At 50.1% G+C, this 19,576-nt stretch carries 13 protein-coding genes; 2 read left to right on the top strand and 11 right to left on the bottom strand.

The window, feature by feature from the left end; translation table 11 throughout:
• Positions 1-107: 107 nt before the first annotated feature.
• From L0B52_RS08370 to hrpA, 7 genes are all read right to left on the bottom strand, one after another.
• Complete coding sequence (locus L0B52_RS08370) at positions 108-653, bottom strand: gamma carbonic anhydrase family protein (protein ID WP_235064271.1); 546 nt, start codon at positions 651-653, stop codon at positions 108-110.
• On the bottom strand, positions 643-1,389 hold the full coding sequence (gene nadE / locus L0B52_RS08365) for an NAD(+) synthase (RefSeq protein WP_235064270.1): 747 nt from the start codon (positions 1,387-1,389) through the stop codon (positions 643-645). Before nadE ends, L0B52_RS08370 begins: the two co-directional genes overlap by 11 nt.
• 192 nt (positions 1,390-1,581) lie before the next feature.
• Complete coding sequence (locus tag L0B52_RS08360; RefSeq protein ID WP_235064269.1) at positions 1,582-2,772, bottom strand: acetyl-CoA C-acyltransferase; 1,191 nt, start codon at positions 2,770-2,772, stop codon at positions 1,582-1,584.
• Positions 2,773-2,785: 13 nt separating this feature from the next.
• Positions 2,786-5,161, bottom strand: coding sequence for a 3-hydroxyacyl-CoA dehydrogenase/enoyl-CoA hydratase family protein (locus L0B52_RS08355; RefSeq protein WP_235064268.1), 2,376 nt, complete (start codon positions 5,159-5,161; stop codon positions 2,786-2,788).
• A gap of 51 nt (positions 5,162-5,212) precedes the next feature.
• A complete protein-coding gene (locus L0B52_RS08350) occupies positions 5,213-7,681 on the bottom strand; it encodes an acyl-CoA dehydrogenase (RefSeq protein WP_235064267.1) in 2,469 nt (822 codons plus the stop codon).
• A gap of 26 nt (positions 7,682-7,707) precedes the next feature.
• A complete protein-coding gene (locus L0B52_RS08345) occupies positions 7,708-8,355 on the bottom strand; it encodes a TetR/AcrR family transcriptional regulator (RefSeq protein ID WP_235064266.1) in 648 nt (215 codons plus the stop codon).
• An 846-nt stretch (positions 8,356-9,201) separates the two neighbouring features.
• Complete coding sequence (gene hrpA / locus L0B52_RS08340; RefSeq protein ID WP_235064265.1) at positions 9,202-13,194, bottom strand: ATP-dependent RNA helicase HrpA; 3,993 nt, start codon at positions 13,192-13,194, stop codon at positions 9,202-9,204.
• 88 nt (positions 13,195-13,282) lie between these two features.
• Between hrpA and L0B52_RS08335 the strand changes: the two genes are divergently transcribed.
• On the top strand, positions 13,283-14,242 hold the full coding sequence (locus L0B52_RS08335; RefSeq protein ID WP_235064264.1) for a DnaJ C-terminal domain-containing protein: 960 nt from the start codon (positions 13,283-13,285) through the stop codon (positions 14,240-14,242).
• Between the two features lie 9 nt (positions 14,243-14,251).
• On the top strand, positions 14,252-14,512 hold the full coding sequence (locus L0B52_RS08330) for a chaperone modulator CbpM (protein ID WP_235064263.1): 261 nt from the start codon (positions 14,252-14,254) through the stop codon (positions 14,510-14,512).
• Here the strand turns inward: L0B52_RS08330 and L0B52_RS08325 are convergent, their stop codons facing one another.
• From L0B52_RS08325 to L0B52_RS08310, 4 genes are all read right to left on the bottom strand, one after another.
• On the bottom strand, positions 14,513-15,802 hold the full coding sequence (locus tag L0B52_RS08325; protein WP_235064262.1) for a valine--pyruvate transaminase: 1,290 nt from the start codon (positions 15,800-15,802) through the stop codon (positions 14,513-14,515).
• 54 nt (positions 15,803-15,856) lie between these two features.
• Complete coding sequence (locus L0B52_RS08320) at positions 15,857-17,215, bottom strand: L-serine ammonia-lyase (RefSeq protein WP_235064261.1); 1,359 nt, start codon at positions 17,213-17,215, stop codon at positions 15,857-15,859.
• 123 nt (positions 17,216-17,338) lie between these two features.
• Positions 17,339-17,722 (bottom strand): MAPEG family protein, encoded by a 384-nt coding sequence (locus tag L0B52_RS08315; protein WP_235064260.1) that lies wholly within the window; start codon positions 17,720-17,722, stop codon positions 17,339-17,341.
• Between the two features lie 15 nt (positions 17,723-17,737).
• Positions 17,738-19,522 (bottom strand): SLC13 family permease, encoded by a 1,785-nt coding sequence (locus tag L0B52_RS08310; protein ID WP_235064259.1) that lies wholly within the window; start codon positions 19,520-19,522, stop codon positions 17,738-17,740.
• Positions 19,523-19,576 lie beyond the last annotated feature (54 nt).

The raw sequence follows: 19,576 nt of genomic DNA, 5'->3' as shown, positions 1-19,576 counted from the left end.
TTTTACAAGGTTTTTGCACAAAAAACCTCGCATAAAAATCAAAAATCCTGTCTGATAAGCGTTAGTGATCGTCTGTTTATCTTAAATACTGACCACCTGATCATCACTTAAGCGCAATCTTCGCTGTAACGCTGATAATCTTCGGCCAGCGTCACGTAATGCGCCGCGCTGTAGCGCAAAAATTCACGTTCTTCATCGCTTAATTCGCGCATTGGCTTAGCCGGGTTACCCGCATACAACCAGCCTGAAGCTAATCGCTTACCGGGTGGAACCAAACTGCCCGCAGCAATCAACACCTCATCTTCAACCACCGCACCATCAAGCACGGTCGCGTTCATCCCGACCAACACACAGTCCCCAATCGTGCACGCGTGAATTACTGCGCTGTGGCCTACTGTCACATCTTCGCCAATCTGTGTATCGCGACCTTGTGGGATGTACTCACTGGCGTGCGTCACATGCACCACCGCACCATCTTGAATATTCGTACGCGCGCCGACGCTGATTTTACCCACATCGCCACGCAAAACCGCCATTGGCCACACACTGACTGATTCAGCGAGGCTCACCTGGCCAACCACTAACGCCTGCACATCCACCCAAGCCGACGGCGCAAGCTGCGGCCGATAGTCTCGATAGCACTTAATACTCATCGGGCGACAACGGCGTGCGTGGCATTTCGCGCTTATGATAGGAACGGTCATGCCAAAATGCGATACGTTCTTCGGCAGCCTCACTCACCGATTCACCGCGTAAAAACGCATCCAAATCTTGGTAAGTCACGCCCATTTCACCTTCGTCAGTCTGACCTTGCCATAGTCCAGCACTCGGCGGTTTATTGATAACGCCTTCTGGTACACCAAGATAGCGCGCCAATTCATACACCTGTTCTTTGCGTAAATGCGTCATCGGCACAACATCCGCCGCGCCGTCGCCGTATTTGGTGAAATAACCGGTGTACCACTCTGCCGCGTTATCCGTACCGACCACTACTGCGCGGCGGCTTTGCGCCACGGTATATAAGGTAATCATACGCAGTCTAGCCTGTAGGTTCCCACGCAAGACATTCACCCGCTTTTCTTCATCACCGAGCAAGGGCGCGACTGAGGCCATCACCGCCTCATACATCGGGGCAATCGAAACCACATCACCACTCAAGCCGGCATGATCAAGCACTGAGCGCGCATAATCTTCATCAGCATCGCTACTGACCGAGCTAGGCAGCATTAACGTCGTTACTGGTGCGCCGGTTTTCGCTAATAAGTGCGCAACCACCGCCGAATCGACGCCCCCACTAACGCCGAGCACATAGCCATCCATTTTGTAAAAATCACGCCGCTCACGCTCCAGCCAATCGACCAGATAATCGACATACTTTGCTACATCCATCTTCATCTCCTGTTAGCGAATCTTCGCCAATCAAACCCAAACCACTTTTATACCATCTCAGTATTTAATAGTCGAGAAAATCACCTTCAGCATTTCTCAATACCACAACAGCAAAACACATACCCAGCAACGCTCGCCCAAAACAACAAAGCCCCACCAAAAGGTGAGGCTTTGCCTGTGTTCGAACGAGGGTTAAAAGACCTCAAACACACCGGCAGCGCCCATACCGCTACCGATACACATAGTCACCATGCCGTAGCCAGATTGGCCTTGTTGGCGCATACCATGAATGAGACTCGCGGTGCGAATCGCACCGGTTGCCCCCAGTGGATGTCCTAAGGCAATCGCGCCACCGTTTGGATTGACCCGCGCTGGATCCAAATCCAGATCACGCATCACCGCAACCGACTGCGCAGCGAAGGCTTCGTTGAGCTCAATCCATTGAAGATCATTCTGCGCAATCCCGGCTTGTCGACACGCTGCAGGAATCGCTTCTTTTGGACCGATCCCCATCACTGCCGGACGCACCCCTTTAACAGCAAAAGTGCAATAACGCGCCAGTGGCGTCAGATTGAGCTCTTTAAGCACTTTTTCTGAAACCAATAATACCGCACCCGCCCCATCAGACATTTGTGAGCTATTACCGGCAGTCACTGAACCTTTAACATCAAACACTGGACGCAACCCAGAAAGCACATCCATAGTCGTGCCAGAACGTGGACCCTCATCAACACTGAGTGTTTTACGTACCGTACGCACTTCACCGCTGGCCAAATCAGGCTGACGATAAGTCACCTCAATCGGGCTGATTTCATCGGCAAAGCGGTTTTCTTCTTGCGCCTGTAACGCACGACGGTGTGATTCTACGGAAAAAGCATCTTGATCTTCGCGTGACACCTGCCACTCTTTAGCAACGTTTTCTGCGGTTGTGCCCATCCCGTAGGCGAGCGCCACATGATCGTCATCAAAAATACTCGGATTCAGCGAGACTTTATTACCCATCATCGGCACCATCGACATCGATTCTGCCCCTGAGGCGATCATCACATCGGCTTCACCTAAGCGAATGCGGTCAGCAGCAATCTGTACCGCATTCAACCCAGAAGCACACCAGCGGTTCACGGTAAGGCCAGGCACACTATCAGGCAACCCCGCGAGCTGTGCGCCGTAACGTGCGATATTCAGCCCTTGCTCGGCTTCAGGAAACGCACAACCGGTGATCACATCGCTAATCTGCGCCGGATCAATACTTGGTGCTTGGGCAAGCACAGACTGGATCACATGCACCAATAAATCATCAGGACGGACATTTTTAAACATGCCGCGTGGCGCTTTACCGACTGGGGTACGCGTAGCAGCAACAATATAAACATTTTGACTCATACTTTTTCTCCGATTAGTTGCGCAACGGTTTACCGGTTTTCAGCATGTGCTGAATACGCTCGTGGGTTTTCGAGTTAGCGACTAACTTCATAAAGCCCTCGTGTTCAATGCGCAATAGCCAATCTTCATTAACTTTTGTGCCCTCATCAACATCACCACCGGTCATAATCCCGGCAATAGTGCTGGCGATTTCGTAGTCGTATTCACTGATCATGTGCCCAGCAAGCATATTGGTCAGCTGACCTTTGAAGGTAGCTGCTGTGCTGCGTCCGCCGACTTTAAACGGTTTACTTACTGGCGGACGATAGGCGCTTGCCAACGCACCGGCTTGTTTGAGCGCAACATAAAGCAGCTCGTAGCCGTTAAACACCACCACATCGCTGTCTTTCAGATAACCCAGCTCTTGGGCATTAACCGCGCTGGTGCTGACTTTCGCAGTGGCAATCGTCATGAAGCGATCGCGTAAAGCGGCTGCGTAGTTACCATGCGCATGCTTTGCTGCGCGCATGGCGAACTCTTTCGTACCCGCACCACCTGGCAATAAGCCCACACCGACTTCCACCAAACCAATGTAGCTCTCAAGAGCTGCGACCACACGATCTGAATGCATCAAGAATTCACAGCCGCCACCAAGCGCTAAGCCTTGGGCAGCAGCAACCACCGGTACACCACTGTTACGGATACGCATCGAGGTGCGCTGGAAGTCTTTAGCAAACTGGGTTGCTGCACTTAAGTTGCCGGAAAGCACGTCTTCTTGTACTGAAGCCAAATCCGCCCCGGCTGAGAATGGCCCTTCAGCGCCTTGCCAGATCACCAAGCCATCATACTCAGCCTCTGCCAAATCAATCGCTGCCATCAAATCTTTGAGCAGTGTGTGACTACAGGTACGCATTTTGGTTTTAAATGACGCAACCAATAAGCCCTCAGCGGCGGCATGATCTAAGGTAAAGGTGCGCAAAGTGTCGGTTTCAGTGACCGTATGGCCGAGCCCACCTTGTGCTTCACCATAAACCAGCGCTGGCACAATTTGTCGTGCATAAACGGGCAAATCACTACGTGGCAAGAAGCGATCATTTGCCGCGTCATAAGAGCCTTTCGGGCTATGAACGCCGTCGATTTTTTCTACCCAAGCTGGAAGAGCGGCATCAGCAAGCGCTTTACCGTCAGCAATATCTTCGCTGATCCAAGAGGCAACTTGTGACCAACCTGCTTTTTGCCAGGTCTCAAACGGACCTTCGTCCCAGCCAAAGCCCCAACGTAACGCCAAATCGATATCGCGTGCACAGTGGGCAATATCAGCGAGATGATACGCCGCGTAATGGAAGGTATCACGCAGACACGCCCAAATAAATTGCGCCTGCGGATGATCACTGGCGCGTAATGCCGCCAAACGCGCACCAGCATCTTTATTTTTCAGAATAGCCACCACATCTGCGTCAGCCTTGCCATCTGCTGGCACATACTCGCCGCTTTCAGGGTTAAATTGGCTGATTTTTTTGCCTTCCTTCTTGTAGAAGCCCGCGCCGGATTTCTGACCTAGAGCGCCGTTATCAATCAATTTTTGCAAATAGTCAGGCATCACATAATGGGCGTGCCACGGATCGTCTTGCAAACGCTCTTTCTTAGTGTTCACCACATGCGCCATGGTGTCCAGACCGACCACATCAGCAGTACGGAAGGTCGCTGATTTCGGGCGACCCAACAGGCGACCAGTGAGCTGATCGACCACATCAAAACCTAATCCGAAGGCTTGCGCGTGTTTTACAGCGGCCAGCATGGCAAACACACCCACGCGGTTGGCGATAAAGTTTGGCGTATTGCGCGCGCGAACCACGCCTTTACCTAAGCGAGAAACCAAAAATGTTTCCAGGCGATCGAGCACCTCTGCTTGTGTTCCTTTACAAGGAATCAGCTCGACTAAATGCATGTAGCGCGGTGGGTTAAAGAAATGCACCCCGCAAAAACGCGGACGCGCACTTTTAGGAACCGCTTCGGCCAGCTCTTGAATCGACAGACCAGATGTGTTGGTCGCTAAAATCGCATCATCACGTAAAGCTGGGGCAATACGCTCGTATAAATCGCGCTTCCACTCGAGCTTTTCAGCAATCGCTTCGATCACTAAATCACAGTCTTTTAGCTGCTCTAAATCATCTTCGTAGTTACACGCGGTGATTAGCCCTTCAACGCCAGCTTCGGCAAATGGTGCGGGTTTGAGCTTACTCAAACGCTTGAGTGCTTTATTAACAATCGCGTTACGATCATCGCCTTCTTTAGCGACCAAATCGAATAATTTAACCGGGTAGTGCGCATTCGCAAAATGTGCGGCAATTTGTGCGCCCATCACACCCGCGCCTAATACAGCAACCGTGCGAATCGGTTTATGACTCATAATAAACTCCTTAGAAGATGGCCCGCAGAGCGCGGGCCATGATTGAAACGATTAACGAGAGAGGAAGACCACGCGGTCAAATAATTCTTTGTCGTAATCTTCAAGCTGCATGTCGAAATCATCGACCACGATATTCAAACGCATCAGCTCACGCGCCTCGCGCGCTGCATCACGCTCTTCAGCGCTGATCAAGCCTTTCTCCACGGCCTCATCCAAACGAACATCCGGATAGTAAGAGGTTAGCTCACCGTTACGCTCTGCTTTACGGATGGTTTTTTCCGTTTCTTCGGTCGCGCGGATCGCTTTTAACGCTGGCATCAACGCCGCTGTTGGCTCATTGATGTTACGCGGGTCGGCTTTTGAAACGTACACATAACGCGTCAAACGCTCCATCGCTGGGCCAAATTCCATCATCGTCCGCGTCACTTTAGTGCCTAGGCGATCAGAAGGTTCTTTACAACGGCGACCTAATGGGAACACCACTACTTTGAGCACCCATGCGAACGGACGTGCGGGTAAGTTATCAATAAAGCCAGCAAGCGCATCTTCAGCGTCAAACAGCGCTTTTTCTACTGCCCACTGCGCAAATGGCAAATCACTGTCTGGCGAACCATCGCGCTGGAAGCGCTTGAGTACTGCTGAGGCAATATAGAGGTTAGAAAAGGCATCGCCCAAACGCGCCGAGAGTTTCTCACGGAATTTCAGTGAGCCACCCAGGCTAACCATCGCGATCTCACCGGTAAAGGCAAACGCAGCTGACAGACGGTTGATCTGGCGATAATATTTCGCCATTTTGCCCGCATGTGATGGCGCACTGGTAAACGCACCATTGGTCACCCCGAGCACAAGACTACGCACTTTATTACGTCCAACTTGCTTGATGTGTCCAGCAAGTGCTTTGTCAAAGCGGTCAAGATCGTTCTCACCAACTGCATAAATTTCTTCGAGTACATAACGGTGACAACGGAATGCCCCTTGGCCAAAGATCATCATCGAACGGGTAAGGATATTCGCGCCTTCAACCGTGATCGCCACAGGAATCGCGTTATACGCCGAAGCCAAATAATTCCGCGGACCGGTTACTACCGCACGACCGCCGTGGATATCCATCGCGTCGTTGATGCAATAACGCATCCGCTCGGTGTTGTGGTATTTCAGGATGGCAGAGATGACTGACGGCTTCTCACCGCTATCCAAGCCAACCATCGCTAAATCCTGCGCTGATTCCATTTGGTAGGTATAGCCGCCAATGCGCGCTAACGCCTCGTCAACCCCTTCAAATTTACCAATTGGCAAACCGAACTGGTGACGCACGCCAGAATAAGCAGCCGTGGTATAGCTACATGCTTTACCTGCAGCGACAGACAGTGCTGGCAATGAAATACAACGGCCTACTGATAGACATTCCATCAGCATCCGCCAGCCTTGACCAGCGAACTCTTGACCGCCAATGATCCACTCGACTGGGAAGAAAACGTCTTTACCCCACACCGGGCCATTCATAAATGGTGAGTTGTTTGGATAGTGGCGACGTTCGTGCAACAGCCCTTCTGTACCTTTAGGCAACAGCGCACAGGTGATACCGATATCTTCTTTATCGCCTAACAGTTTGTTTGGATCTTTGAGTTTAAACGCCAAACCAAAGACAGTTGCCAATGGCCCTAAAGTCATCCAGCGTTTTTCAAACGATACGCGAATACCGAGTACATCTTCATGTTTTTCACCGGTGCGAGGATCGGTATAGCTACCGCGCTCTACCACACCAAAATCCGGGATCGCACCCGCATCAGAACCTGCATATGGGCTGGTCAATGCAAAGCAAGGAATGTCTTCGCCTTTCGCCAAACGCGGTAAATAATAATCTTGCTGCTCTTTGGTACCATAATGTTGCAGCAATTCGCCTGGGCCTAATGAGTTTGGCACCATAACAGTGACTGCGGCTGTACCACAACGACTCGCCACTTTACCAACTACTTTCGCGTGCGCATAGTTAGAGAATTCAAGCCCACCAAATTTCTTTTTGATGATCATCGCGAAAAAGCCATTTTCACGAATAAATTGCCAAACTTCTGGTGGTAAATCACGGCGTTTATGCACGATATCCCAATCATCAAGCATCTCACAAAGCTCTTCAACCGGACCATCTAAAAACGCTTGTTCTTCTTCGCTTAATTTAGGATCAGCAAAATTACTTAATTTTTCCCAATCGGGTTTGCCAGAATAAACTTCTGCGTCCCACCAAACGGTACCCGCGTCAATCGCTTCACGCTCAGTTTCTGAAAGCTCTGGTAGTACTTTTTTGAAAAAAGCCAGCGCAGGCTTACTGACAATGTTTTTACGTAGCGAAGGGATGCCGGCAATCGCACACACAGCAAACGCCAGCAAAAACACCAGCCAATGGGCATGAACAAGCGCTAGCGCTAAAGCAACGCCAACCGCCCACAGCCATACAGGCGCACTAAAATATGCTAACGCGCCGACAATGACTAGAAAGCATACAATACCAATGATCCAGGACATAAGAAGTTCTCCTTAAATTGATAACATTAAACAGGATTAGGCGCCGAAACGGCACCTGTAAGAAATGGCATTAATTGACGGGCAATCAATTCCGGATCTCGAGCAGAGCCAGCCTCACCAGGCAACATCAATTTAAAAATATCGTTACCGGCAAAAGCATGAAAAATGAGGCTGAACATAAAATGAATCCGCCATTGCAAGGTTTGATCACTATAATCAGGCAACAATGGCTTTAACGCGGCAAGCAAACTACCAATCAGGCTTTCCGATTCGCTAGTCATCGTGTCGCGTACCAAACGATGATTGTCGACCAGCATCCGCGAAATCAAACGCACAAAAATGAGCCCTTGTTTGTCGGGTTGATTGGCCAGACTGAGCGCAGGTTTCAACAACACACGCACCACATCCTCAACACCATAGCGACTATTTAGCGTCTGCAACGTTTCCACTTCACGCGTACACTCATGTAAATACGGTGCAAACCGACGGACAAAAACCGCTTTAATCAGCGCTTCTTTCCCACCAAAGTGATAGTTAATCGCCGCCAGATTCACGTTCGCATCAGTGGTGATGTTACGCAGCGATGTGCTTTCAAAACCATGTTCGACAAACAATTTTTCCGCACTTGCAAAAATACGGTTCATTGTCTGCGTGGATTGTGATTCGTTGGTCATGCTCTTCCTCATATTTCAATCATACGTTTAATTTAGTGCTTGGTCAATTAATAATCTATCCTTATTATCGTTTGACCTTGATTTTATTATAAACGCCCGCTTGAAAAATTGAAACACTGACAGGAATTAGCGATATTACAGAGACTAACCGCACAATGACTATATAAAAGATGGGGGTTTTAGATGACCTCAGCCAAGAATCGATCCTTAAATTTTCTGGTTTTTGCTCACCACCCTTCTTAGAGCGAAAATTTGGCGGTGATGTTTTTAGAAAATGGAATACACCCTCAGTGTATAGAGTGTTGGTAAAGTTCCTGAGGCGGCTCAATCCAGGCTATGGCAGTCAAGCAGTAGACACACCTTCAGCGAGATCAACTTACAACGGCGAGCGAGCATGCTTTTTTGCTCTATAAATAAAAAATTCATTAATCAGCAACACAGCGGATGTACAAAAGAACATCATAATATAAGGTTCAATTGCAGAAGATGATCCATCGAATACTCTTGCCCCAATAGTGATGAGAAAATAAACACTAAATATCACTAGATTGAGTAGAAACGCGAGGATCTTATGGCGATAGCATAGCCACCTGATGAATGAAGCAAGAAGTAAAGCAGGATAAACCCTAAAAACACGATGATGCCTACATAAGGAATACTCCAACTATTCGCCAACATCATAAAAAAACCGTCCTTAGCGATAGAGCCAAAAACGATAACAGACTGGAGCAACGAACCAAAGATCAAAAGACTTAAAGATAATCTCCACAAGTAAAAACCCCACGATTTTCTTTCACTTAGGAGTTGTTGCAATGTATGGTTTGTCATAGTTAACTCCCATTTTCATCAAAAAAAAGCAGCGAGCGCTTTCTCGGAAACTTTGCCTTTTGTGCCGATTTCCTGAGCGAAGGTTTGGATGCGGTATTCTTCTAGCGTGTAAAAATAGCCAATCAGCGCGATTTGTTGCTTGGCCTGCTTGCACGACTCATGAGGGCGATCGATATTAAGTGACGTCAGCCAGGCGTTCAGCTTATCATCCCACGGCGAGATACTCTGTTGGCGACTGGCGTCTTTAAGCGGTTCACGTTCGAGTTTATCCAAGCGCACGTTGATGGCTTTGAGATAGCGCGCCACATCCGGTAGTCGCGCAGCTGGTGTTTGGCGAATAAACCCAGGGAAAACCAGGCGCTCAAGCTGCGACTGAATATCGGTTTTGGCGCTTTTATGCTTCACACGACGCAGGCGCTCGTTAATCCGACTGTACTCAGCCAGCAAATCAGCGAGTTGGCGCGCTAATTCGTTAGCACTACGCACTAAATGTTGCTCACCATCAGCCAATACTTTGGCAAAAGCTTGTTTGCTGCGTGGCGCCTCACCAGGCAAACACACTCGCTCAATGAGCGCTTGAATAATATCATCGAGTAAGTGGGTGTCGTTGCTGATTTTGCGGTAGTGCAGGCTCATGGTGGTGAACTGCGGTAAATTTTTCTTTAAATACTTAATCTGACTGTGGAGCTTTTGTTTGAGTAATGCACGCACGCCTTCGCGGTGTGCTACCTCAGCACGTTCAGGATCGTCATGTAAGCGCAGATACACCGACTCACCGTCAACGCTTAGTGCCGGATAACCGATGATACCGCCTTTCATCCGTTCTTGAGTCGGCAACTTATCCCATTGCCATTCATGAATCTCTGTGTCGCTATCAGCCAAAGTGCTACGGCTGCGGCGATTAAACTGCTGCGCTGCCCGTTCACCTAGTTCTTCTTGCAGTAACGCTAAATCACGCCCTTCTCCTAACGAACGCTTATTGGCGTCAATCACGCGATAATTCATCCGGTAATGGGCGTCAATTTTCGCCTCATCAAACGCGTCATCCGGGATATTAACCCCTTTGATCTGCGCAATATGACGACGTATCGCCTCTACCAGCCCTTCATCACCCTGATCTTCGTTTAACCGCTCATGCACAGCACGGGCAAAATCAGGTATTGGCACCAACTGTCGCCGCCACAGTTTTGGCAGGCGCCGCATCAAAGCGGCAATCTTTTCTTCAAGCATCGCTGGCACAAGGCGTTCAAAAGTGCGCTCATCAAGCGCGTTTAATGCCGTAATCGGCACCAACACGGTGATCCCATCAGCGTGCCCACCCGGATCAAAGGCATATTCGAGCGCCAATTTATGACCATGCACGTGCAGGTATTCCGGGTAATCTTGCTTGCTTAACGCTGAATCGTCGAGCAATAAATCGCTGTCTTGCATGCGCAGAGACGACTCGCCGTTTTTCTTCACCCACTGCTCAAAACTGACCACACTATGCACCGACTCCGGCAGGCGCTGAAAATAAAAATCCGCCATCGCCTGCTCATCGATAATAATGCCTCGGCTACGCGTTTTTTCCTCCCTAACTTCCAGCTCTGCGAGTAACGCTCGATTCGCCTCAATCGCTTTAACACGGGTACGGATCTCACCGGTGACCAACGCTTCTTGGACAAAAATCTCATGCGCCAATGCGGCGTCTTGACCGGCAAAAGGCTTTTGACGTTCCGCAACAATCGGCAACCCGTAAAGCAACACCGATTCATGCGCCATCACATTCCCGGCCTTTTTCGACCAATGGGGGTTGGCGTATTGGGTTTTGGTGAGGTGTGCAGCGAGCGTTTCTAATTCATGCAACTCAATCGGCGCGCACGTGCGTGCAAAGGTACGATTGATTTCAACGATATTGGCGGCCATCACTGCTTGGGGTTTGTTTTTTGCCAACACACTACCGGGGAATATCACAAATTTACGCCCGCGCGGCCCGCTATAATCGCTATTTTGCTCATCCCACAGCCCGACTTGATCGAGCAAACCGCTCAACAGACTGCGGTGCAAGGTCTCTAAATGCGGATTATCATAGCCAAGGCTGCCTTTAGTGCCTTCAGCAATTTCTGTGAGTGCGTTACGCGGTTGCGGCGGTTTGAGTTCGTTCACGCGCAGTTTTTGTTGGTGAACCTCGCGCAATAATTGATTCACCAGCTCACGCCATTCACGCATGCGTAACGCATTAAGAAAGTAGCTTTTGCACCAACCGCGCAGCTTGTTGTTCGACAGTTTACGGCGTGCGCGTTGATAAGCAGCAAACAGGTTGAGCAGGCTTTGAAAATCGCTTTTTTTATCGACAAACACCGCCTGGCGCATATCGGCTTGCGCCTCCTGCCCAAAGGGGCGCTCACGCGGGTCTTGAATCGACAGCGCTGCTAAGACAATCAGCGCTTCGTGGAGGCAACCATTAGTTTCCGCGGCAAAGACCATCCGTGCAAATCTCGGGTCAATCGGCAATTGCGCCATCCGCTTGCCCAACGGCGTGAGTCGATTCCCTTCGTCCACCGCTTTGAGTTCAAACAACAGCCGATAGCCATCGTTGATTTGTCGCTGGTCTGGTGGGTCAACAAACGGAAAATCTGCCACCTCGCCCAATCGCAAGGTCAGCATTTGCAAGATCACCGCCGCGAGGTTGGTGCGTAAAATTTCTGGCTCGGTAAATTCAGGGCGTGCGTTAAAGTCTTCTTCTGTGTAGAGACGAATACACACCCCAGCGCTCACCCGCCCACAGCGCCCAGCCCGTTGGTTGGCGCTGGCTTGTGAAATCGCCTCAATCGGCAGGCGCTGGGTTTTCGTGCGCAGCGAATAGCGGCTGATGCGCGCGGTTCCTGTATCAATCACATATTTAATCCGCGGCACAGTGAGCGAGGTTTCTGCCACATTGGTCGCCAACACAATCCGCCGTCGTGCTTTGGGGTGAAATACCGCTTGTTGGTCGGCAAGCGACAAACGGCCGAATAGCGGCAAGATATCGCTATCGCGCAGCTCCGCCTGATTAAGCGCTTTGGCCGTTTCACGAATATCGCGTTCGGTGGGTAAGAACACCAACACATCGCCACGCCCTTCGCTATCTAATTCATCGACTGCATCGACAATCGCGCGACTCATGTCGCTATCTGGCTCTGGTTCGCGATAACGAATACTCACCGGATACGTGCGCCCTGACACATTAATTTGTGGCGCATGATTAAAATGGGTGGCAAATTTATCAGCATCGATCGTCGCCGAGGTGATGATGAGTTTAAGATCAGGGCGCTTGGTGAGCAGTTGATGCAAATAACCGAGTAAAAAATCGATATTCAAACTGCGCTCATGCGCCTCATCAACGATAATCACTTCATAACGCGATAAAAACGGATCACTCAGCGTTTCGGCAAGTAGCATCCCATCGGTCATCAGCTTAATGACCGTATCGTCGCTGGTTTTTTCATCAAAACGTACTTGATAACCGACCACACCACCGAGCGGAACACTCAACTCTTCAGCAATGCGCGCAGCCACTGAGCGTGCAGCGATCTGTCGTGGCTGAGTATGACCAATCAATCCACGTGCGCCCAGGCCCAAATCAAGACACAGCTGCGGAAGCTGCGTGGTTTTACCCGAGCCGGTTTCGCCGCTGATAATCACCACCTGATTGTCAGCGATTAACCGTTTAAGCGTGTCTTTTTCAGCCAACACCGGTAAATCTGCATCGAGTGATGGTTTAGGTAAGGTGTTTAGTCTTTTTTGATATGTAGCGTGTGAGCGCTCATAGAGCGCGTCAAATTTTGCTTGCATACGATCAACGGGCTGCCCGCGCTGTTGGCGCTGAGCAATACGGTCGCTTAACGAGGCTAAGCCGTGGCGATCAGTGGATAAAACAGTGTCTAAATCTGGATTCATGCGCGGTATTATCGCGCTTTTTGCACGAATCGCAACTGTCCATGACGATTGAACAGGCTCAATTTTATCGATACAAAGCTGATCAAAACTCACATAAATGTAATCAGCAGAAAGTATTCTCTGACTGGCGAAGTGCTACGATAGTTCTCTAATGAACCTAAGTAAAAAAAGGACGAGGTTTATGGCGCAAGAAACGTATTATGACATACTCGGGGTGAGCAAAAATGCCGATGACACCGAGATCAAAAAAGCCTACCGCAAGCTGGTGCGCAAATATCATCCCGATGTCAGCAAAGAAGCTGACGCCGACGAGATGACCAGCAAAATCAACCAGGCGTATAACGTACTTAAAAATAAAGAACGGCGTGCAGAGTACGACGAGCAGCTCAACAACCCATTTACCGGTGGTCGCGCGACTGGTCAACAGCATGGGTTTGACGAAGCAGATTTTAGTCAGTTTGGTGGTGCTGGTGGTTATCAATTCCGCCGCGAAGACTTTGGCGATGGTGCGCCTTTTGGTAGTGGCGATTTCCGCTTTGACGATATTTTTTCAGCCTTTGGTCGTGCTGGCGCGCGCCAACAAAGCCATGGATCGATGCGCGGTGAAGACCAGCACGCTGAGCTTTCTGTCGATATCGATGCCGCCTATCATGGCGCAAAACGCAGCTTGACCCTTAATGTACCCACCATCGATGCGCAAGGGCGGCTCAGCCAAACGCAGAAAACCTTAAACGTCACCATCCCCAAAGGGATTAGCGAAGGTCAGCAAATCCGCCTGGCCGGCCAAGGATTACCCGGTATGGGTGGTGGCAAAAATGGCGATTTATTCCTAAAAATCCGTTTTCATACCCACGACCATCTCTATGTCGATAACGCAAAAGACGTACACATGCGTTTTGACGCCCGACCCTGGCAAGCAGCACTCGGTGAGAAGGTCACCATAGACACACCGGCCGGCAAGTTAGCGGTTACGCTACCCAATGCCAGTCAGCAAGGGCAGAAAATCCGTTTAAAAGGCAAAGGGATTCCGGCAAAAATTCCAGGTGATCTTTATATCCATATTCATATCACTATGCCGCCGGTGCAAAACGATGCGGACAAAGCCGCTTGGCAGCGTCTTGCTGAACATTACGGCGCGTAAGGAGGGAACATGAACCAAGATATTTATCTGAATTTTAGCGAAATACTCAACGCCACCGACTGTGAAGCAGAATGGGTGTTGAGTTTGATTGAAGAATCGGTGATTATTGTTGATGGCGAGCCACAAAACGCGACCTATAGCGGCGCGCAACTCACCTTGCTACGCCGCGCACAGCGCATCCGCCGCGATTTTGATGCCAGCGCACCGGCCACCGCACTGATTTTAGAATTGCTCGACGAGTTAGAAGCCCTGCGTCGTAAAAACCAATAATCAGGCAGCCCCTGCCCCTTCTGCATAGGCTTCACGCACTGCTTCAGCAATCGCCGCGATGCCGCTAGTGAGTACTTCATCGGGCTGAGCAATACTCATACGAATACATTGGTGCGCGTGCGCATAATCATCGGTATCGATGCCGGGGAAGAAGTATTCGCCGGGGATAATCACCGTATTGTTCGCTTTAAGCCGCTGATAAAGGGTCATCGTGTTAACCGGTAAATCAGGAAACCACAGCCAGAGGAAAATCGCCCCTTCAGGTTTATGAATACGCAACGGCGTATCGCCAAATGCTTCTTTGAGCAGGCGCACCGCCAAATCCGCTTTGCGTTGATAAAACGGACGAATACTTTGCTCAGAGAGCTCCAGCAAGCGATCGTCTTCAAGAAGCGGCGTAGCAATCGCCGCCCCAAAGCGGGTTGGCGCCAAATTAATGATCGCATTGAGCGCGCTAATCGCTGAAATCACTTTCTCATCAGCAAGCACAATCCCACATCGCACACCCGGCAGGCCAATTTTCGACAAACTCAAACACAAAATGGTTTGTGCGTCCCAACGTAACGTCGCCTCGCTAAAAATGATATTCGGAAACGGCATGCCGTAGGCGTTATCGACAATTAGCGGCACATCATAAGCCTCAGCAATACGGCGTAAATGCGCCATTTCTTCATCAGTGAGCACATTACCGGTAGGGTTAGTTGGCCGTGAGCAGCAAATCGCGCCAATCCGTCCGGCAAGCAAATCCGGATGATTTTCTAACGCTGAAAAATCGACGCGGTATTTGAAAAAACCGCCTTCACCCTGATGGGTGACTTCTTCAATACGCGGCTTGACCGCACTAAAATGCGCCCCACCCACCTGCACATCGCTATAGCCGATATATTCCGGGGCGAGCGGTAGTAGAATATTTTTCCGCGCGCCGTCTTGATACTCACCAGCAAAGAGATTGAATAAATAGAAAAAGGCATTTTGCGAACCATTGGTTAACGCAATATTCTTACGCGTGATGCCCCAGCCGTAATGACGGTTAAAAAACGCCACTAACGCGTCAATAAACCGAGCATCACCTTGAGGGTTAGAATAATTCCCCATATTCTCCAGCGCGGAAGCACCAAGACGCTCGTAGCCAGATAAAAAAGCGTCATTAACTGCCTCAATGGAAGCCGGATTACCGCCACCAAGCATATTAACTGGTTCTGCGCTTTTTAACGCATCGCCTAAATCATCCATTAACTGCAAAATACCGCTTTTTTGCGTAAAGCGATCACCAAACTGGGAAAACTCCATCACACTTGCCTTCTAATAAACACTTATGCGCTATGTTACCGATAAATCGCGCGATTAACACGGCACATGTTTTGCTAAGCCACCCGTCGAGGTTTCGCGGTATTTCACATGCATGTCTTTGCCGGTTTCGTACATCGTTTTAATCACTTCATCAAGGGAAACAGCTGATTTTGAGCTGCGCAGCATCGCCATCCGCGAGGCATTAATCGCCTTAATCGAGGATACCGCGTTGCGCTCAATACACGGCACCTGCACCAAACCACTCAATGGATCACAGGTCAACCCCAAATGGTGTTCCATAGCGATTTCTGCCGCCACACATACTTGTACCGCCGTGCCGCCCATAATATCGGTCAGCCCGCCGGCTGCCATCGAACACGCCACGCCGACTTCACCTTGGCAACCCACTTCCGCCCCGGAAATCGAGGCGTTCATTTTATACAAGCTGCCAATCGCGCTGCAGGCGAGGAAATAACGCAGCGTGGTGTCCTCATCCAGCGGCTGAATATATTTATTGTAGTAAGAAAGCACCGCCGGAACGATACCGCACGCCCCGTTGGTTGGCGCGGTCACCACCCGTCCCCCGGCCGCATTTTCTTCATTGACCGCAAAAGCGATCATATTCACCCAATCAATAAGCTTCATCGGGTCGTTGGTCTGTTCGTTAGATTGTAAGCGCTGTTTTAGCTGTGGCGCGCGCCGCGGCAGGCGCAGCTTACCCGGCAACACCCCTTCATGATTCAGCCCACGTTCAATACACCCCTGCATCACTGACCAAATCTCATTACTGTACGCACGAATATCGTATTCACTATGCAGCGCACATTCATTGCGCAGCATCAAGGTCGATAAGCGGATATGATGCTCGTCACAATGCGCAAGTAGATCATCAGCATACTGATAAGGATACGGCACATGGGTTTCGCCCGCTTCCGGTTCGTGGCCAAAATGCGCTTCGTCAACGATAAAACCGCCACCAATCGAATAATACACTTCGCTCAGTATGAGCTTATCATCGGCATACGCTTCAAGGCGTAAACCATTTTCGTGTAGCGGCAGGTTTTCTTTATGGAATGTAAAATCCTGTTCGTAATCAAAATCCACACTCAGCGTGCTATCAACCGCGATGCGTTTTTCTTGTTTGATCCGTTCAATCATCTCCGGCATCGCATCGGTATCAACGGTATTCGGCTCACACCCGGCCAGCCCAGCGATAATCGCCCCATCCGTACCATGACCCCGCCCGGTGTAGGAAAGCGAGCCATAGACATGCGCACGAAACCGTGTGATGTCATAAAGCAGCCCTTTTTCGCGCAACAAATCTTGGAATGCTTTGCCGGCTCTCATCGGCCCAACGGTATGCGAGCTCGATGGCCCAACCCCAATTTTAAACATATCGTATATGCTGATCATCTCTGCCTCTCACGCTGTTATCTTTATAGGAATAGCGGCTTTTACTTGCCTTGCCTTAGTATAAGCTGATAACGCAGCAGAAACCACCAACGCTGATGATCAAAGTGTCACACACGCGGTATTTTAGATCGCTGCGCCAAACAGGATCAAAATAAAGAGCAAACCCAAGCCCCAGCTGAGCGAGCGCCATTTTGCTCGATCGGTGATGTAACACCAAATATAAATCGCGCGACTAAGCACAAACAGCGCGGCAAACAGGTTAATCGTTGCGGTTGCCGCATTACCGGAGAATTGCGCCAGTAAAACGACAAAGATAAACGCTGGCAGAATCTCAAAACTGTTTTGCTGCGCCGCATTTGCCCGCGCCGCTACCCCTTCAGCTCGAGCAAAAAAGCCGCGTGTATCGCGGTTATCACGCGCACTAAACCCACCCTGCCATTTGCCATAACCAGCACACAACCAGGGCAAGAATAGCGCCACTAACACACACCAATCAGCAAAAATCATCGCTCCCTCCTTAGATTAAACAGGAAATTGCCACAAAATCACAGGAATGGTCACCAGCATCACCAACAACGACAGCGGCAACCCCATCCGCCAATAATCACCGAATTGGTAACCGCCGGGCGACATCACTAAGGTGTTCGATTGATGGCCAATCGGGGTTAAAAATGCTGAAGATGACGCTACAGCAACTCCCATCAATAACGCCTCTGGTTGGTAATTCATCCCTTCAGCGAGTTTAAGCGCAATCGGTGCAGCTAAAATTACTGCCGCCGCATTATTGATCACATTGGTTAGCAGCATGATCGCGCTCATCAGCACCACCAGCATCATAGCTGGTGATAAATGACCAGCTACGGATAAAATCCCCTGGGCGATCAAATCCGAACCGCCCGTACTTTGCAACGCCATCCCAACCGGCAGCATCGCTGCCAATAAAACAATCACCGGCATATCAATACTTTTATAAAACTCACCTGGCTGAATAATGCGCGTGAGCACCATCGTCACTGCGGCGGCCGACAAAGCCACTGCTGCTGAAAGTACACCAAAAGTGGTTAATGCTAACGCAATAAAAAAGATCGCGCTGGCGAGCGCCACTTTTTGTGGCTTACCAATACTGATGCTGCGTGAAGCTAAAGGCAAACAGCCGAGTTCACGCAGCGTATTTGGCAGGCGATTGGCGCGACCTTGCACCAATAATATATCGCCTTGAATAAAGCGAATACGGCTCAAGCGTTGACGCAGGCGCTGACCACGGCGCGCGACCGCGAGCACATTCATGCCATAAACTTCGCGCACGCCCAGCCGCGTGAGTGAGCTGCCAACGAGCAACGAATCCGGCGTGACAATCACTTCCGCCATTTTCACTTGAGCACGTTTTGCCGCCTCATCTTCTTCATGCGGCACTTGTTCAGCAAGCACCACACCGGTTACGGTGATTAGCGTATTTAAACTCTCCGGGCTCGCCTCAACCATCAAAATATCGCCTTCGTGCAAGACTTCAAACGTTGACGGCAAAGGACGGCGAATATTGCCACGAATCAGCGCCACCACGCTGATATCGGCTTCATCTTCAACCGCTTTAATCAGATCGTGCAGCGTGCGGTCGTCGTAATCACACCCCTCCGGCAACACAACCTCAGTTAAATAGCTCTCGATCTTAAATAAGTCTTCTTCGCTGCTCACTTCACTACGTTGCGGAATCAGCCGCCAGCCAATCAGCGAAATAAACACCACCCCGACAACGGTTGCCGCCACACCCACTGGCGTAAAATCGAACATCGCAAACGGTTCACCGGTTGCTTGCTGCATAAAGCCGGTAATAATAATATTCGGCGGCGTACCAATCATCGTCTGCATACCACCAAGCAAGGAACCAAAAGCAATCGGCATCAACAGCAGACTCGGCGAACGCTCCGATTTGCGCGCTAACCAGATCGCGACCGGCATGATCAGCGCCAAAGCGCCGACGTTATTCATAAAAGCCGAACAGACGGCAACCAAAGATGTCAGAGTAAAAATCTGCACCAGCAAATTATCCCCTACTTTAGTCACCAAGCGTGCTAAAACATCCACCACACCAGCGCTACTCGCCGCATAAGAGAGCACCAACACCGCTGCCACAGTAATCACCGCCGGATGACCAAAACCTGAAAAGACTTCTCCGGCTGGAACAACGCCCGTTGCCGCACCAATTAGCAGCGCCAACAAGGCGACAAAATCATAGCGCAAACGCCCCCAAACGAACATCGCCAGCGACGCTAAAATAATAAGAAAAACAATCCCCTGGTCTACGGTCATGCACTACCTGTCTCTTTCTCTACCCGTTGTGTGCTACACACAGCAAACGCTTAG

Source organism: Suttonella sp. R2A3 (assembly GCF_021513215.1).
Lineage (GTDB): Bacteria > Pseudomonadota > Gammaproteobacteria > Cardiobacteriales > Cardiobacteriaceae > JAHUUI01.
Note: the sequence above shows the minus strand (reverse complement) of the source record. Positions and strands in the feature narration are given on the sequence as shown.

Coding starts and splice junctions, on each gene's coding strand:
- L0B52_RS08370 (WP_235064271.1), bottom strand. CDS start 653: ATGAGTATTAAGTGCTATCGAGACTATCGGCCGCAGCTTGCGCCGTCG.
- nadE (WP_235064270.1), bottom strand. CDS start 1,389: ATGGATGTAGCAAAGTATGTCGATTATCTGGTCGATTGGCTGGAGCGT.
- L0B52_RS08360 (WP_235064269.1), bottom strand. CDS start 2,772: ATGAGTCAAAATGTTTATATTGTTGCTGCTACGCGTACCCCAGTCGGT.
- L0B52_RS08355 (WP_235064268.1), bottom strand. CDS start 5,161: ATGAGTCATAAACCGATTCGCACGGTTGCTGTATTAGGCGCGGGTGTG.
- L0B52_RS08350 (WP_235064267.1), bottom strand. CDS start 7,681: ATGTCCTGGATCATTGGTATTGTATGCTTTCTAGTCATTGTCGGCGCG.
- L0B52_RS08345 (WP_235064266.1), bottom strand. CDS start 8,355: ATGACCAACGAATCACAATCCACGCAGACAATGAACCGTATTTTTGCA.
- L0B52_RS08335 (WP_235064264.1), top strand. CDS start 13,283: ATGGCGCAAGAAACGTATTATGACATACTCGGGGTGAGCAAAAATGCC.
- L0B52_RS08330 (WP_235064263.1), top strand. CDS start 14,252: ATGAACCAAGATATTTATCTGAATTTTAGCGAAATACTCAACGCCACC.
- L0B52_RS08325 (WP_235064262.1), bottom strand. CDS start 15,802: ATGGAGTTTTCCCAGTTTGGTGATCGCTTTACGCAAAAAAGCGGTATT.
- L0B52_RS08320 (WP_235064261.1), bottom strand. CDS start 17,215: ATGATCAGCATATACGATATGTTTAAAATTGGGGTTGGGCCATCGAGC.
- L0B52_RS08315 (WP_235064260.1), bottom strand. CDS start 17,722: ATGATTTTTGCTGATTGGTGTGTGTTAGTGGCGCTATTCTTGCCCTGG.
- L0B52_RS08310 (WP_235064259.1), bottom strand. CDS start 19,522: ATGACCGTAGACCAGGGGATTGTTTTTCTTATTATTTTAGCGTCGCTG.